Origin of the sequence: Modestobacter sp. SSW1-42 (assembly GCF_046635825.1) — a bacterium.
Classification (GTDB): Bacteria; Actinomycetota; Actinomycetes; order Mycobacteriales; family Geodermatophilaceae; genus Modestobacter.
On sequence record NZ_JBISCA010000004.1, the window covers coordinates 503,915 to 519,024 of the forward strand.

Annotated in this window: 11 protein-coding genes and 1 pseudogene; 6 read left to right on the forward strand and 6 right to left on the reverse strand. The window is 73.0% G+C overall.

Annotated elements, in window-relative coordinates; genetic code table 11:
• Positions 1-6: 6 nt before the first annotated feature.
• Complete coding sequence (sepH, locus tag ACGBYP_RS16705; RefSeq protein ID WP_411585892.1) at positions 7-963, reverse strand: septation protein SepH; 957 nt, start codon at positions 961-963, stop codon at positions 7-9.
• A 235-nt stretch (positions 964-1,198) separates the two neighbouring features.
• Between sepH and ACGBYP_RS16710 the strand changes: the two genes are divergently transcribed.
• The 3 genes from ACGBYP_RS16710 to ACGBYP_RS16720 are packed head-to-tail and all read left to right on the forward strand — an operon-like array spanning position 1,199 to position 6,406.
• Positions 1,199-3,013 carry an N-acetylglutaminylglutamine amidotransferase gene (locus tag ACGBYP_RS16710; RefSeq protein WP_411585893.1) on the forward strand — a complete coding sequence of 605 codons (1,815 nt, stop codon included), beginning with the start codon at positions 1,199-1,201 and terminating at the stop codon, positions 3,011-3,013.
• Between the two features lie 37 nt (positions 3,014-3,050).
• Positions 3,051-4,922 carry a prolyl oligopeptidase family serine peptidase gene (locus tag ACGBYP_RS16715; protein WP_411585895.1) on the forward strand — a complete coding sequence of 624 codons (1,872 nt, stop codon included), beginning with the start codon at positions 3,051-3,053 and terminating at the stop codon, positions 4,920-4,922.
• The gene (locus tag ACGBYP_RS16720) at positions 4,919-6,406 is read left to right on the forward strand and encodes a circularly permuted type 2 ATP-grasp protein (protein ID WP_411585897.1); all 1,488 of its coding nucleotides are present in this window, start codon (positions 4,919-4,921) and stop codon (positions 6,404-6,406) included. The genes ACGBYP_RS16715 and ACGBYP_RS16720 overlap by 4 nt, the downstream gene beginning before the upstream one ends.
• 43 nt (positions 6,407-6,449) lie before the next feature.
• Here ACGBYP_RS16720 and ACGBYP_RS16725 read toward each other — a convergent pair whose 3' ends face one another.
• Positions 6,450-7,400, reverse strand: a complete 951-nt coding sequence (locus tag ACGBYP_RS16725; protein ID WP_411585898.1) for an NAD-dependent epimerase/dehydratase family protein — start codon at positions 7,398-7,400, stop codon at positions 6,450-6,452.
• Between the two features lie 19 nt (positions 7,401-7,419).
• Positions 7,420-8,535 (reverse strand): phosphoserine transaminase, encoded by a 1,116-nt coding sequence (gene serC / locus ACGBYP_RS16730; protein ID WP_411585900.1) that lies wholly within the window; start codon positions 8,533-8,535, stop codon positions 7,420-7,422.
• A 120-nt stretch (positions 8,536-8,655) separates the two neighbouring features.
• On the opposite strand from serC, the gene pdxH reads away from it, so the two are divergent.
• From pdxH to ACGBYP_RS16745, 3 genes are all read left to right on the forward strand, one after another.
• Positions 8,656-9,303 carry a pyridoxamine 5'-phosphate oxidase gene (pdxH, locus tag ACGBYP_RS16735; protein WP_411585902.1) on the forward strand — a complete coding sequence of 216 codons (648 nt, stop codon included), beginning with the start codon at positions 8,656-8,658 and terminating at the stop codon, positions 9,301-9,303.
• Positions 9,304-9,413: 110 nt separating this feature from the next.
• Positions 9,414-10,745, forward strand: a complete 1,332-nt coding sequence (locus tag ACGBYP_RS16740) for an MFS transporter (protein ID WP_411585903.1) — start codon at positions 9,414-9,416, stop codon at positions 10,743-10,745.
• 47 nt (positions 10,746-10,792) lie between these two features.
• Complete coding sequence (locus ACGBYP_RS16745) at positions 10,793-11,971, forward strand: glucose-1-phosphate adenylyltransferase family protein (RefSeq protein WP_411585905.1); 1,179 nt, start codon at positions 10,793-10,795, stop codon at positions 11,969-11,971.
• Positions 11,972-12,016: 45 nt separating this feature from the next.
• Here ACGBYP_RS16745 and ACGBYP_RS16750 read toward each other — a convergent pair.
• The 3 genes and pseudogenes from ACGBYP_RS16750 to ACGBYP_RS16760 form a co-directional block, all read right to left on the reverse strand.
• Positions 12,017-12,403: pseudogene (locus ACGBYP_RS16750) on the reverse strand (uracil-DNA glycosylase family protein); the annotation flags it as partial.
• A gap of 51 nt (positions 12,404-12,454) precedes the next feature.
• Complete coding sequence (locus ACGBYP_RS16755; protein ID WP_411585906.1) at positions 12,455-14,266, reverse strand: ATP-binding protein; 1,812 nt, start codon at positions 14,264-14,266, stop codon at positions 12,455-12,457.
• A gap of 85 nt (positions 14,267-14,351) precedes the next feature.
• Complete coding sequence (locus ACGBYP_RS16760) at positions 14,352-15,044, reverse strand: UdgX family uracil-DNA binding protein (protein WP_411585907.1); 693 nt, start codon at positions 15,042-15,044, stop codon at positions 14,352-14,354.
• Between the last annotated feature and the right edge of the window lie 66 nt (positions 15,045-15,110).

The following is a 15,110-nucleotide window of genomic DNA, read 5'->3' on the forward strand; positions in this document are numbered from 1 at the left end:
GGCTCGTCACCGGCGGCGGCGGACGCCGAACACGATGTCCTCCCAGGCCGGGATCCGGGCCCGTGGGTCCTCGGTCTCGCCGTCCATGAGGTCGCCCAGGACGACGGTCTCCTGGGTGTCGGGGTCGATCTCGTCGTCGTAGGGGCTGCGGGCGTCCGCGCCCGCGGACGGCTCGGCGCCGTCCCGGTCGTCGTCCTCGCCGGGGTCGTCGGCGGGCGTGCCGTCGGCGGGGACGACGTTGCGCACGGCCTCGTCGTCGGACCGGTCGTCGGCGTCGAGCTCCTCGTCCTCGGTCGGCCCGGCCGAGGGCACCACGGCGATCGACCGGCGGGTGACGGGAGCGGCCGGCAGGCCGTGCGGGACGTCGGGCACGACGCGCACCAGCCGGGTGCCCTCGGCGAAGTCCATGGTGGTCGCGTCGACCGGGGTGACGGTGCGGGCCGGGATGTCGTAGCTCCAGCGCGTGGTGCCGGACTTGTGGCCGGCCCGCCAGGCGGCGCGCACCTGCCAGGTGCCGTCCTCGGTGCGGTGGGCGTCCCAGCTGACGGCGTCCAGGTCGGCGCCCAGCAGCCGCAGCCGCTCGGCCATGAACTGCTCCAGCGGCAGGCTCGGGGTGCCCTCGCTGAGCCGGACGCGGGCGTCCCGGGCCTGCTCGGCGACCCGCTCGCGCTCCTGCAGGACGGGGTGGGCGAAGCGCATGATCCGCTCGACCCGGGTGCCGGAGGACTCCGCGACCTGCTCGGGGGTCTCGCCGGCGCGGATGCGGGCCTGGATGACCCGCGGGGGCAGGTCGTCGGCCGGGGCGGGCGCCGGCTTGGCGGCCTCGGCGCGCAGCACCTCGCGCAGGCGCTCGTCCAGCGGCAGCTCGAAGCCCTCGGCACCGTCGGTCGAGTCGGGCTCGTCCGCGACGAGGACCAGGTGCTCGCCGTCGTCGGAGAGCGCCACGAGGCGCAAGGAGCGCATGGGGGCGACCTCCAGCAGGGGTTCGGTGCGGTCCACGAGGAGCGGACCAGCGCCACGCTATCCGCGCGCCCGGAACCGGCACCTGCCGACACGCCCGGTGCGGCGCGTCGGCTCGACAGCGGGGGCTGCACGTGGTGAGGGCGCGGTCGCAGTCCGGTGGTCCTGCCCCGAGAATGGTCCACCACCGTCATCTGCGTGGAACACCGCGCGGGGACGGTGGCAGGGACACAGGGGCGTGTCGGACCGGGACGGAGCGGAGGCGCACGTGTGCGGCATCTCGGGTGAGGTCCGGTTCGACGGCGGCGTGGCCGACATGGCGGCGGTCGCGGCCATGTGCGACCAGCTGCAGCGGCGCGGGCCCGACGGCTCCGGCGGCTGGCAGTCCGGTCCGGTGGCGCTGGGGCACCGCCGGCTGAAGATCATCGACCTGACCGACGCCGGCGCGCAGCCGATGGTCGACGCCGAGCTCGGGCTCACGCTGGTCTTCAACGGGATCGTCTACAACTACCCGGAGCTGCGCGCCGAGCTGCAGGCCGCCGGGTACCGGTTCTTCTCCACCTCCGACACCGAGGTGGTGCTCAAGGCCTACCACCGGTGGGGCGCGGCCTGCGTCGAGCGCTTCCTCGGGATGTTCGCCTTCGTGGTGGTGGAGCGCGACACCGGCCGGGTGGTGATGGCCCGCGACCGCTTCGGCATCAAGCCGCTGTACATCGCGCGCGGTCCGGGCCGGGTGCGGTTCGCCTCCTCGCTGCCGGCCCTGCTGCGCGCCGGCGGCGTCGACACGGCCATCGACCCGGTCGCGCTGCACCACTACATGTCCTTCCACGCCGTGGTGCCCGCCCCGCGGACGATCCTGGCCGGGGTCGGGAAGCTGCCGCCGGCCACGGTGCGCACCTACGAGCCCGACGGCCGGGAGTCCGACCGGGAGTACTGGCGCCCGGTGCACGAGCGCCGGCCCGAGCTCGCCGACCTGCACCCGGTCGAGTGGCAGGAGCGGGTGCTCGAGCAGCTGCGGGTCGCCGTCCGGCGGCGGATGGTCTCCGACGTCCCGGTCGGGGTGCTGCTGTCCGGCGGCATCGACTCCAGCCTGATCGTCGGCCTGCTCGCCGAGGAGGGGCAGCGCGACCTGGCCACCTTCTCCATCGGCTTCGAGGCGGTGGGCGGGCGCTCCGGTGACGAGTTCGTCTACTCCGACGTCGTCGCCGAGACCTTCGGCACCGACCACCACCGGCTGATGGTCCCGACCGCCGACGTGCACGCCGGGCTCGACGGCGCGATCGCGGCGATGAGCGAGCCGCAGACCAGCCACGACGCGGTCGCCTTCTACCTGCTGAGCCAGCAGGTGAGCCAGCACGTGAAGGTGGTGCAGAGCGGGCAGGGCGCCGACGAGGTGCTGGCCGGCTACGACTGGTACCCGCCGCTGGACGGCGTCCCGGCCGCCGACGCCGTCGACGCCTACAGCCGGGTGTTCGTCGACCGCCCGCACGACCGGCTGACGCGGATCCTGGGTGAGCAGTGGGCGACGACCGGCGACGTCAGCCGCGCGTTCATCGCCGAGCACTTCGCCCGCCCGGGGGCGGACACCACGCTGGACCGGGCGCTGCGGCTGGACTCCACGATCATGCTCGTCGACGACCCGGTGAAGCGGGTCGACAACATGACCATGGCCTGGGGCCTGGAGGCCCGGGTGCCCTTCCTCGACCACGAGTTCGCCGAGCTGGTCGCCGCCGTCCCGCCGGAGCTCAAGCTGATGCACGGCGGCAAGGGCCTGCTCAAGGACGCCGCCCGCAAGGTCGTGCCCGCCGCGGTGATCGACCGGCCCAAGGGCTACTTCCCGGTGCCGGCGATCATCGAGCTGCAGGGGGACCACCTGGAGACCGTGCGCGCGGCGCTGACCGCCCCGGTGGCGCGGGAGCGCGGCCTGTTCCGCCCCGGGTACGTCGACCGCCTGCTCGCCGAGCCCAACGCCCACCGCACCACACTGGGGTCCAACCAGCTGTGGCAGATCGGCCTGCTGGAGCTCTGGCTGCAGCGGCACGGCATCTCCTGACCGGCGCTGCGGCGACCCGTTGCCCCGAGGAGGTGCCATGACCGACGTGCTCCACCCCGCCGTCCGACCCAGCGCCGGACTGCCCACCGAGGTCCGCCTCGCCATCGCCGAGATCGCCGGGACCTCCGGCGCCTGGTGCCCGAGCCTGGCGCCCACCGGTGACCGGGTGGCCTACGTCAGCGACCGCTCCGGGCTGCCCCGCCTCGAGGTCGCGGCCCTGGACCAGCAGACCCCGCCGGCGGTGCTGTCCGGCGCCGACGAGGAGGTCGTCTCCGTCGCCTGGTCGCCCGACGGCGCCTGGCTGGCCTACCTGGTCAGCCCCGGTGGCTCGATCTGCGCCCAGCTGTGGGCGGTGCGCCCCGACGGCTCCGACCGGCACCTGGTCGCGGGGGATGACCCGCGGGCCACCGTCTTCGCCGGCGGCTGGACCGCCGCACCCGGCCACTACGTCTGCTCGATCGCCCCCGGCGACGGCCCGGACGCCGACGTCGTCCTGGTCGACGTGGTCAGCGGTGCCCGCCGCACCCTGGCCGCCGGCGGCTTCCTGTCGGTGACCGCGGTGGCGGCCGACGAGCGCACCGTGCTGGCCCGCCGCGGCCCGCGGGGGCACCGGCACGTCGTGCTCGTCGACGTCGCCACCGGTGTGCAGCGGCGGGTGCTGCCGCTCGGGGCACCCGGCGGGCAGGCGTCCGAGGACGGTCGGTTCGCCCCCGACGGCCGCGCGGTCTACCTGCGCGCCGGGCTGCCCGGCGCGCCGGACGTGCCGCGCAGCGACCGCACCGGCCTGGTGCGGGTGCCGCTGGGCGAGGGGCGCGTGCCCGGCCCCGGAGAGGTGCTGATCAGCCGCCCGGACGCCGACCTCGACGCCTACGCCGTGCGCGCCGACGGCACCGTGCTCTGCGTCTGGAACGCCGACGGCGTCACCGAGCTCGAGGTCCGCGACCTCACCGGACAGCTGCGCCACGCCGTCCCGCTGCCGCAGCCGGTGATGCCCGGCTGGTCGCTGTCGGCCGACGGCAGCACCCTGCTGGCCGAGCTGACCGGCCCGGGCTGCCCGCGGTCGCTGTGGTCGGTGCCGGTCGACGGCCCGGCGCCCGGGGCGCCGCTGCCCTCGACGCCGCGCCACCCCGACCGGCACCTGCTGGTGACGCCGGTGCGGCTGCGCTACCCCGCGGCCGACGGCACCGAGCTCGACGGCTGGCTCTACACCCCGCCGGGGGTGACCGGCCCCAACCGCACGGTGGTCAGCTTCCACGGCGGCCCCGAGGGCCAGGAGCGGCCGGACTTCTCCCCGGTCGCGCAGTCGCTGGTCGCCGCGGGGCTGACCGTGTTCGCGCCGAACGTGCGCGGCTCGGGGGGACACGGCCGGGCCTTCATGGCCGCCGACGACCTCGCCGCACGCGAGGGGTCCTTCGCCGACGTCCCGGCCACCGTCGACCACCTGGTCGGCGCCGGGATCGCGCTGCCCGGACGGCTGGGTGCGCACGGCTGGTCCTACGGCGGCTACCTGACCCTGGTGGCGCTCACCCGGTGGCCGGACCTCTTCGCCGCCGGCGCCACGCTGGCCGGCATGAGCGACCTGCGCACCTTCTTCGCCGGCACCGAGCCGTGGATGGCCGCGGCGTCGGTGACCGAGTACGGCGACCCGGTGGCCGACCGCGAGCTGCTGGCCGCGCTGTCGCCGATGACCTCGCTGCACCGGCTCACCGCCCCGGTGCTGCTGGCCCACGGCGACCGCGACACCAACGTGCCGGTGCTCGAGTCGGTGCAGGCCCACCAGGAGCTCACCGCGCTGGGCGCACCGGCCGAGCTGCTGCTGCTGCGCGGCGAGGGGCACACGATCGTCGGGCGGGAGAACCAGTTGCACCTGTCGGAGCGGGTCGCCGAGTGGTTCGATCGGTGGCTGTGACCGGCGGCCCGAGCGTCTTCGCCCGCTACCCCGGCGCGGCCCGCGACGAGGCGGTCGGTCCCGACGGCGCACTGCGTCCTGCGTACGGGCCGGTCGCCGGGGCCCTCGAGCAGCTCGGCGGAGTCGGGCTGACGGCGGTCGTGGGCGCGATGGCCCAGGAGCGGCGCATGCGCGGCGTCGTCTTCGGCAGCTACGTCGACGGCCGGCTGCAGGAGCGGCCGTTCCCGATCTGCCCGGTGCCGCGGGTGCTCCCCGCCGCCGACTGGGCGCACCTCGCCCGCGGCGTCGAGCAGCGGCACCGTGCGCTCAACGCCTTCCTCGCCGACGTCTACCGGCCCGGCGGACGACGGCGCACCGACGCCGACCGCGAGCCGGAGGTCGTGCGCGCCGGGGTCGTGCCCGGGTGGGTCGTCACCGCCAGCCCCGGGTACCGGCCGGCCGCGGTCGGCTGGGCGTGCCCCGGGCAGCAGCGGGTCACCGTCTCCGGCCTGGACCTGTTGCGCGGGCCCGGGGGCTGGGTCGTGCTGGAGGACAACCTGCGGGTGCCGTCGGGGATCGGTTACGCGCTCAGCAACCGCGACAGCGGCCGCGCGGCGCTGCCCGACCTCTACGCCGCGGGCGAGGCCGCCGGGCTGGTCGACCCGACCGAGGCGGTGGCCCTGCTGCGCGCGGCGCTGGCCGATGCGGCGCCCCCCGGCTGCGACGGCGTCCCGCGGCTGGGGCTGCTCACCGACGGCCGCGAGAACACCGCCTGGTTCGAGCACCGGCTGCTGGCCGAGGCGATGGACGCACCCGTGGCCACCCCCGACCGGCTGTGGCCCACGCCGTCCGGGGGAGTGGCGGTCCAGGCCGGGGCCGAGCGCGTGCCGGTCGACGTCCTCTACCGGCGGTTCGACGAGGCCGACCTGGCCGGGCACCTCACGCCCACCGGCATCCCGGTCGACGTCCTGCTCGGCGAGGCGGTGCGCGCCGGGAAGCTGGCCGTGGCCAACGTGCCGGGCAACGGCGTCGCCGACGACAAGGCCACCTACCGGTACGTGCCGGAGATGATCGAGTTCTACCTGGGCGAACGCCCGGTGCTGGACACCGTGCCCACCTGGCTGCTGGCCGAGGACGACGACCTGGCCGCGGTGCGCGACCGGCTGCACGAGCTGGTGGTCAAGCCGGTCGACGGCTTCGGCGGGCAGGGTGTGGTGTTCGGCCCGGAGTGCTCGGCGGTCGAGCTGGCCGAGCTGACCGCGGAGGTGCTCGCCTCACCGCACCGGTTCGTGGCGCAGGAGCCGGTCGACTTCTCCACCGTGCCCACCGTCGTCGACGGGCTGGTCGCGCCCCGGCGGGCCGACCTGCGCGTGTTCGCCGTCGCGGGCAGCACCACCCGGGCGCTGCCCGCGCCGCTCACCCGGGTCGCGCTCGGCGAGGGCTCGCTGCTGGTCAACTCCAGCCAGGGCGGCGGCAGCAAGGACACCTGGGTCCTGCCGGCCTGAGTGGAGTGGGTCCGTCGGCATCACCGCGACGGACCCACTCCCCTCACAGCGGCTGCAGCCGGCGCCAGGCGGTCCAGGCGCTGGTGACCACGTCGTGCAGGTCGTGGCGGGCGCGGACGCCCAGCTCGCGCCCGGCCCGGCCCACGTCGGGGACGACGCTCGCCGGCTCCTCGGGACGGCGGTCGACCAGCTCGGGCGTCGTGTCCCCGCCGGTGACCTCCGCGACCACCCGCAGGACGTCGAGCACGCTGCTGCCCCGGCCGGTGCCCACGTTGTACGTGCCGCCCGGTGCACCGGCCTCCAGCGCCCGGACCGCCGCCAGGTGGGCGTCGGCGACGTCCGCGACGTGCACGTGGTCGCGCACGACGGTGCCGCCGGCGACCACCGGTGCGGTGCCGGCGTCCAGGGCGGCGAAGACCCGGGGCAGGAGGTGGGCGGCGTTGGTGTCCCCGAGCCGGGGGTCGGCCGCGCCGGCGACGTCGGGCAGGCGCAGCGAGACGGCGGCCAGCCCGTACGCGGCGGCGCAGTCGCGCAGCAGCCACTCGCCGGCCAGCTTGGTCCGCCCGTACGGCGACAGCGGCCGGCAGGGGGCGTCCTCGGTCAGCGGGCCGGCGTCCGGGTCGCCGTACACGGCGGTGCTGCTGGCGAACACGAACCGGCCCACGCCCTTGGCCCGGCAGCTCTCCAGCAGCGCGACCGTGCCCTCGACGTTGGCCGTCCAGGCGGCCAGGGGGTCGGCTCCCGTCTCCTCGGCCTGCTCCCGCGCTGCCAGGTGCACGACCCCCCGGACGGCGTGCTCACGCAGCACCCGGCGCACCAGGCCCCGGTCGCGGACCGAGCCGACGACCAGGGGCACCGCGGGCAGCCGGTCCAGCCGGCCGGCGTCGCCGGTGGACAGGTCGTCGAGCACGACGACCTGTCCACCGGAACCGGCCAGGGCGTGCACCACGTGCGCGCCGAGGTAGCCGGCCCCGCCGGTGACCAGCCAGCTCACGCTCGCACCGCGGCGGGGCTCAGAGCCGGCCGACGACGTGCTCGATGCAGGCGGTCAGCGCGGTGACGTCGTCGGGGTCGACGGCGGGGAACATGCCCACGCGCAGCTGGTTGCGGCCGAGCTTCCGGTAGGGCTCCACGTCGACCACGCCCGAGGCGCGCAGGGTCTTCGCGATCAGCGCGGCGTCGACCTGGTCGTCGAAGTCGATGGTGCCGACGACGAGCGAGCGCTGCGCCGGTCCGGCGACGAACGGCGAGGTGTAGCTGGTGCGCTCGGCCCACCCGTAGAGCCGGTCCGCGGACTCCTGGCTGCGGGCGACCGCGCCGGACAGCCCGCCGAGGCCGAGCATCCAGTCGATCTGGTCGGCCAGCAGGAACAGCGTGGCGACGGCGGGGGTGTTGTACGTCTGGTCCTTGGAGCTGTTGTCGACGGCGATCGACAGGTCCAGGAAGCCGGGGACCCAACGGCCCGACGCCTTGATCTCGGCCACCCGGGCCAGTGCGGTCGGGGACATCAGCGCGATCCACAGCCCGCCGTCGCTGGCGAAGGACTTCTGCGGGGCGAAGTAGTAGACGTCGGTCTGGCCGACGTCGACCGGCAGGCCGCCGGCGCCGGAGGTGGCGTCGATGAGCACGAGTGCGTCGGCGTCGATGCCCTCGGGCCGGACGACGGGGGCCATCACGCCGGTGGAGGTCTCGTTGTGCGCCCAGGCGTAGGCGTCCACACCGGCCTCGGCGGTGGGCAGCGCCAGCGAGCCGGCCGGGGCCTTGGTGATGACCGGCGCGTCGAGGAACGGCGCCTCGGCGACCCCGGAGGCGAACTTGGCGGAGAACTCGCCGAAGCTGCCGTGCGCGCTGCGCTGCCGGATCAGGCCGAACGTGGCGACGTCCCAGAAGGCCGTCGAGCCGCCGTTGCCCAGTACGACCTCGTGGCCGTCGGGCAGGTCGAACAGCTGGGCCAGGCCCTCGCGGATGCGGCCGACCAGCGCCTTCACCGGCGCCTGGCGGTGCGAGGTGCCCATCACGCCGGCACCGGTGGTGGCCAGCGCGGCCAGCGCCTCGGGCCGGACCTTGGAGGGCCCGCACCCGAACCGGCCGTCCTTCGGGAGCAGATCGGTGGGGATGGTGATGTCCATGGGGTCCTCCACGTGCGCGGGCGGGCGTCCGGCCCAACCTAGGGGGTGCGTGGAGGGATGTGACCAGGCGGTCAGCCGGTCACCCAGCGGTGCACGGGGCAACGGTGACAGCATGGAGTCGTGCCCGACCTGATCCGCATGCGCAGGGACTACGACGACGGCAGCTTCACCGAGGCCGGCCTGGCGCCCACGTGGGTCGAGCAGTTCGACCGCTGGTTCGCCGACGCCGTGGCCGCCGAGCTGCCCGAGCCGAACGCGATGGTCGTGGCCACCGCCGACGCCGACGGCGTGCCCGACGCCCGGATCGTGCTGATGAAGGGCTACGACGCCGCGGGCCTGGTGTTCGTCAGCAACTACGCCTCGGCCAAGGGCGCCGAGCTGGCGGTGAACCCGCACGCGGCGCTGGTCTTCCCGTGGCACGCCCTCCAGCGGCAGGTGCGCATCACCGGCACCGTCGAGCGGGTGGGTGACGCCGCCTCCGACGCGCTGTGGGACCCCCGGCCGCGCGGGGCCCAGCTGGCCGCCGCGGCCTCGTTGCAGTCGACCGTCGTGGAGTCCCGCGACGAGCTGGTGCAGCGGTTCCGCGAGCTCGACGCCCAGACCCCGCCCGGGCAGCTGCCGCGCCCGGCGAACTGGGGCGGCTACCGCGTGGTGCCCGACAAGGTGGAGTTCTGGCAGGGCGGTCACGACCGCCTGCACGACCGGCTGGTGTTCGTGCGGGACGACGAAGAAGGCGGCGGCTGGTTCGTGCAGCGCCTCGCCCCATGACGACCCCGCAAGACCCCCCGAAGGGCCGAGAGCGCGTCTTCGGCTCCCCGGAGGGCCAAGATCGCGACTTCGGCCCGACGGAGGGCCATGGTCGCAACTTCGGCCCCCCGGTGAGCCCGGTCGAGCCCGGCGGGCCGGTCGAGGAGCCGCAGCCGGTGCGCCGCCGCGGCTGGGCGCTGGACACCACCCCGCTGCGCAACCGCGCCTTCCGCCGCGTCTTCGGCGGGGTCGCGGTCACCATGCTCGGCCAGCAGATGACGCTGGTCGCCGTCCCGTACCAGGTCTACGACCTGACCGGCTCCTCGCTGATGGTCGGGCTGACCTCGGTGGTCGCCCTGGTGCCGCTGGTCGTGTTCGGCCTGCTCGGCGGGGCGATCGCCGACGCCATGGACCGTCGCCGGCTCATGATCATCACCTCGGTCGGCGCCGCGGTCACCAGCGCGCTGCTCGCCGTCCAGGCGCTGCTGCCCGGCGACGGGGACATCGCCGTCCTGTGGCTGCTGGCTGCTGCGGTGTCGGCGTTCGCCGCGGTCAACCAGCCGGCCCGCAGCGCGGTGATCCCGGCGATCGTCGGGCCGGACGACGTCGCGGCGGCCAACGCCCTGTCGATGACCGTGCGCTCGGGCGGGGTGATCGTCGGGCCGCTGCTGGCCGGTCTGCTGATCGGCGTCGGCGACCTGTCGGTGCTCTACACCGTCGACGCGATCGGCTTCGTGCTCGCCGTCCTGCTGCTGCGCGGGCTGCCGGCGCTGCCGCCGGCCGGGGTGTCCGGACCGCTGCGGCTGGGGGCCGCCGTCCGCGGGGTGGGTGAGGGGTTCGCGTTCCTGCGCACCCAGCCGGTGCTGCTGATGACCTTCGTCGTCGACGTCATCGCGATGCTGTTCGCCTGGCCGCAGGCGGTGTTCCCCGAGCTGTCGGAGACCGCCTACGCCGGCAACGCCAACAGCCTGGGCTGGCTGTTCGCCGGGGTGTCGATCGGCTCCCTGCTGATGGGCCTGACCTCGGGCTGGGTCAGCCGGGTCGACCGGCAGGGTGCGGTGGTGCTGGCCGCGATCGCCGTGTGGGGCGTGGCGATCATCGGCTTCGGCCTGTCCTCGACGCTGTGGCTGGCGGTGCTGTGCCTGGCCGTGGCCGGTGCCGGCGACATGGTCAGCGCGGTGCTGCGGTCGTCGATGCTGCAGACCGCCGCCCCCGACGAGATGCGCGGCCGGATGCAGGGCGTGTTCATCGTGGTCGTCGCCGGCGGCCCGCGGCTGGGCGACCTGCGCGCCGGGGTGATGGCCAGCAGCGTCGGCGTCAGCGCGGCCATGTGGTCCGGCGGCATCGTGATCGTGGTGGCGATGGTGGCGGTCGCGGTCCTCGTGCCGTCGTTCTGGCTCTTCCGCGCCTCGCAGGCCGACGAGCTCGCCGAGGCCGCCCGCCGCAGGATGGCCGAGGGCTGAGTGGTCCGTTGGTGCTTGCACCCGGGGTGACCGGGTAGCGCCGGGTGATGGCCCTCCCGAAGATCCTCGTGCTCGTGCTCGCCGGCGGGAAGGGCAGCCGCATGCAGCTGCTCACCGAGACGCGGGCCAAGCCCGCCGTCCCGTTCGCCGGCGTCTACCGGCTCATCGACTTCCCGCTGTCCAACTGCGAGCACTCGGGCATCGCCGACGTCTGGGTGTCGGTGCAGTACCAGCCGCAGTCGGTCAACGAGCACCTGGCCAACGGCCGCCCGTGGGACCTCGACCGCACCACCGGCGGCCTGATGATGCTGCCGCCGTTCCAGTCCGGCAGCGAGCGCGGCGGCTTCACCTCCGGCACCGCCGACGGGTTGTGGCGGCAGGCCGAGCTGATCCGCCAGTTCGCCCCCGACGCGCTGGTGGTGGTCAGCTCCGACGCCGTCTACAAGCTCGACTACCGCGAGGTCGCCGAGGGTCACCTGGCCTCCGACGCCGAGGTCACCATGGTCACCACGGAGGTCGACCCGGACGACGCCAGCCGCTACGGGATCGTGCAGGTCGACGGCGAGCGGGTCACCGACTACGCCTACAAGCCCGACGAGCCGGCGACGACCACCGCCACCAACGAGGTCTTCGTCTTCTCCCCGGGGCCCACGCTCGACCGCCTCGAGCAGCTCGCCACCGAGGTGGGCGAGGACGGCCTCGAGGACCTCGGCACCCACCTGCTGCCCGCGCAGACCAAGGACGGCAAGGCCCGCGCCCACCGGTTCGACGGCTACTGGCGGGACCTGGGCACGATCGAGTCCTACTGGCAGGCGAACCGGGACTTCCTGTCCGCGGAGCCGCCGCTGGACCTGGACGAGGCCGGCTGGCCGGTGCACACCCGCGGCGGCCGGCACAGCGCCGCCCGCGTGCTGGAGGACGGGCAGATCGAGAACAGCCTGCTCTCCGGCGGGACCCGCGTCTCCGGGAACGTCCGGGGTTCGGTGCTCTCACCCGGCGTGGTCGTGGAGGCTGGGGCCACCGTCACCGACTCGGTGCTGCTGCCCGGCGTGCGGGTGCGGGCCGGTGCGACGGTGACCCGCGCGGTGCTCGACGACAACGTGGTGGTCGGCGAGGGCGCGACCGTGGGCGGCGACGGCGACATCACCCTGGTCGGCCGCGAGGCCGAGGTCGAGGCCGGCAGCACCCTGACCCCCGGTACCCGCCTCCCCGAACCCGAGCGCTGATCCACCCCGGGGGGCGGAAGTCGCCACTTCCGCCCCCAGCCGGGGTCAGGCGAGGGCGCCGGCGACCACCGTGAGGTCGGCCACCAGGGCGTCGTAGGCGGCGGCGCGGGCGTCGTCCGGGGTCCGGAGGACGGCCGAGGGGTGCGCGGTCGCGAGCATCCAGGTCTGCGCCGGCACCTCCTCCTCGGGCTCGGCGCCGTCGGCGTCGGGCTCGGTCAGCAGGGTGAGCTGGCGGCCCGGCGGCGTCCAGGGCAGCAGCTGCCCACGCTCCTTGGTGATCTTGAACGACGGCGAGATGAGCGCCTTGGCGGCGACGGCGCCCAGGCAGACGACGACCTCCGGCTGCAGCACGGAGAACTCCGCCTCCAGCCAGGGCCTGCACGCGCGGATGTGCTCGGCGCCCGGCGACTGGTGGATGCGGCGCTTGGGCGTCGGGGTGAAGCGGAAGTGCTTGACCGAGCAAGTCTTAGTAAGCGTGCACCATCAATCGTGGGGCTTTTCATCGCGAAGTCGGTAACGGCGCAGGGTGCTCTTAGGAGGAGCGGTCGCTTCAATCGTTCCCGCGGTGATGAGCTCTCGCAGGTAAGTGATTGCGCTTCGCTCCCCAACGTCTCCGAGGGCGACTGCTACCTCAGCGGCCGACAGCTCAATACCTGGCTTGAAGAGGCGGCGAACTTGCTCAAGTCTGGCAGCAAGAGACAGTCGACCGTCTCGGCGAGTGGACACAATGGGTTCGTCAGCGACTGGGTCCAGAAGAGGGCCAGCGTCTGGATCAGTGACTTCGCGACTGCTTGTCTCCGTCAGGGCGTACTGCGCATACCTGCGGCCTCCCCACGTACGAGCCAGGCCTCTCTCCACGAGGTCAACCAAGGTTGTGGTCGCCTCGCGACTGTCCAAGCCAAGCTGCCGAAGAGACGAGTTAGTGACGGTTCGGCCTTCTCGCATCAAGGCGAGTGCCATGCACTGCGCTTCCGTGAGCCCGGTTCCGAGGCTGTGGAGCCACGTCACGGTCTCGGCGTCTAGGAGGGAGTGCTTGGGGAAGACGACGGTGAATCCGCTGATCCGGCTTGTGAAGACAGGTGTTGTCATGCCGGCTTGCCGGAGAGTCGCCAGCATGGCAGGGATGCCGCTGCCCCGGTTCTCTGCGACTAATAGTTCTCCGCCCGGCATGTATGTGTCCATGAGTAGTGTGGAGAGGTAGCTGTTCCTGGAGGACGAGATGCCCTCCTCGCCCAAGTCGTTCTCCGTCACGGTGCCGAACAGACCGCCGGGATTGCGTATCATCAGTCGGTCCTGATACATCTCGATCTGCACCTGAGTCCCGCGCGCGCCGGCCGAGTAGTCGCGGTGCAGTAGGGCATTGACGACTGCCTCGCGCAGAGCTTCAAGCGGATACTCAAAGGTGTCTCGGCGGCCAGCGCCAGTGACGCTTACGCGGGTCGACATGTTTCTAGTGATGATTCGGAGCGTCTCTGCGACCATCACTGGGATGCTGCCGGCGATCGTCTGGTTGTCGAGGAAGCGAGGGCCGCCCGCAGGTACTTGGTCCTTGGACTTGGCGGGAATCGACACGAAAGTGACGTGAAGCTGGGGGAAGAACTGTTGCGGGTAACTGCCCAGTGCGAGGAGGCCTCCGATGGAGGGAACTAGACGATCGCCACTCCGCACAAGAACTCGCAGGCGCGTCAATGCCACTTCGTCTGAAACTGAACCGAAAGCGATGGGCTGACGCAAGCGTACTCGAGTGAGAAGTCGGTCTATAGCTGCTGCGTCAAGGTCTGTAATGTCCGCTTCGGGCACGCCTTCGGCGTCATCGCGAGGCTGCCCTCGATTGGCTAGCAGGACGCCAACTTCATACTGGGTGAGGTGGCGATCGCCGTCACCGGATCGCGTGTATGAGCCCAGATACAGGCCTTGTTCCTTGACGTAGCAAGGCTTTTGATTACGAGGCATCTCTGGCACGACTGCTACGACTAGCTGGGCACCTTCGAAGGTCACTATCTCGATCTCAGCGCGGACCGGCGGCTCCATCCCGTCTGCGCAAAGTGAGGCAAGGTCGTCTCGGACCTTCCCAGCGTCATCGACGCCGACTGCAGCGAACCCTTCGTCCTCTGCCAGTCCGAGAAGGATCGTTCCTCCAGACTCGTTAGAGAAGGAGCTGAGCGTCTCGCGCACTGACTTGGGGAGGGCGCGAGTACTTGCTTTGGCTTCGATGTCGAGGCTGTCGGTTCCGTGGCTACGCAGCCTCTCCACGAGAACGGCGAGGTCGGTCTGAGACAGAGGCACGAGGCTCATGGAAGCACTTCCATGAGCTCATGGCAACTTCTATGAAACTTCAGTGAGTCCTGCGATCACCCGTCAGTGTCGATGCTCCGTCGCTTCAAGCGAGGACTGCCGCCACGAGCTTCAGGTCCGCTACGAGCCCATCGTAGGCGGCCTGTCGGTTCGCGTCAGGAGTGCGCAAGATGGCCGAGGGGTGCGGGGTGGCCAGGATCCATGTCTGCGCCGGGGTCTCCTCCTCGGGCTCCGCGCCGTCGGCATCGGGCTCGGACAGTAGGACGAGTTCAGCGCCCGGGCGGGTCCAAGGTAGAAGGCGACCGCGATCCTTCGTGATTTTGAACGTCGGGGAGATCAGCGCTTTGGCTGCGGTCGCGCCTAGGCAGACGACGATCTCAGGCTGTAGCACTTGTAGTTCGGCTTCCAGCCAAGGCTGGCAGGCGCGGATGTGCTCAGGCCGAGGTGTTTCGTGAATCCGACGCTTGCCACGCATGCTGAATGCAAAGTGCTTGACCGAGTTGGTGACGTAGGCGTCGCGGCGGTCGATGGCGGCGTCGGCCAGCGCGCGGTCCAGCAGCTTGCCGGCCGGGCCGACGAAGGGCTCCCCGGCGCGGTCCTCCTGGTCACCGGGCTGCTCGCCGACGAAGACGATGCGGGCGGTCTCGGGCCCCTCGCCGAACACGGTCTGGGTGGCCGGCTCCCACAGCTCGCAGGCCCGGCAGCCGGCCGCGGCCTCGCGGAGGCCGGCCAGACCGACACCGGTGGGCGGCTGGGCCGGGTGGTTCTCGGTGCTCATGGGTCGATGACACCCGACGTCGCTCGGCTCCGCAGCGTGAACCGGCGGGCGTGGTCACTTGACGAC

What these genes read in the sequence shown, in the direction of transcription:
- serC (WP_411585900.1), bottom strand. Translation starts at nt 8,535, where the DNA reads ATGGACATCACCATCCCCACCGATCTGCTCCCGAAGGACGGCCGGTTC.
- ACGBYP_RS16755 (WP_411585906.1), bottom strand. Translation starts at nt 14,266, where the DNA reads ATGAGCCTCGTGCCTCTGTCTCAGACCGACCTCGCCGTTCTCGTGGAG.
- ACGBYP_RS16760 (WP_411585907.1), bottom strand. Translation starts at nt 15,044, where the DNA reads ATGAGCACCGAGAACCACCCGGCCCAGCCGCCCACCGGTGTCGGTCTG.
- sepH (WP_411585892.1), bottom strand. Translation starts at nt 963, where the DNA reads ATGCGCTCCTTGCGCCTCGTGGCGCTCTCCGACGACGGCGAGCACCTG.
- ACGBYP_RS16715 (WP_411585895.1), top strand. Translation starts at nt 3,051, where the DNA reads ATGACCGACGTGCTCCACCCCGCCGTCCGACCCAGCGCCGGACTGCCC.
- ACGBYP_RS16745 (WP_411585905.1), top strand. Translation starts at nt 10,793, where the DNA reads ATGGCCCTCCCGAAGATCCTCGTGCTCGTGCTCGCCGGCGGGAAGGGC.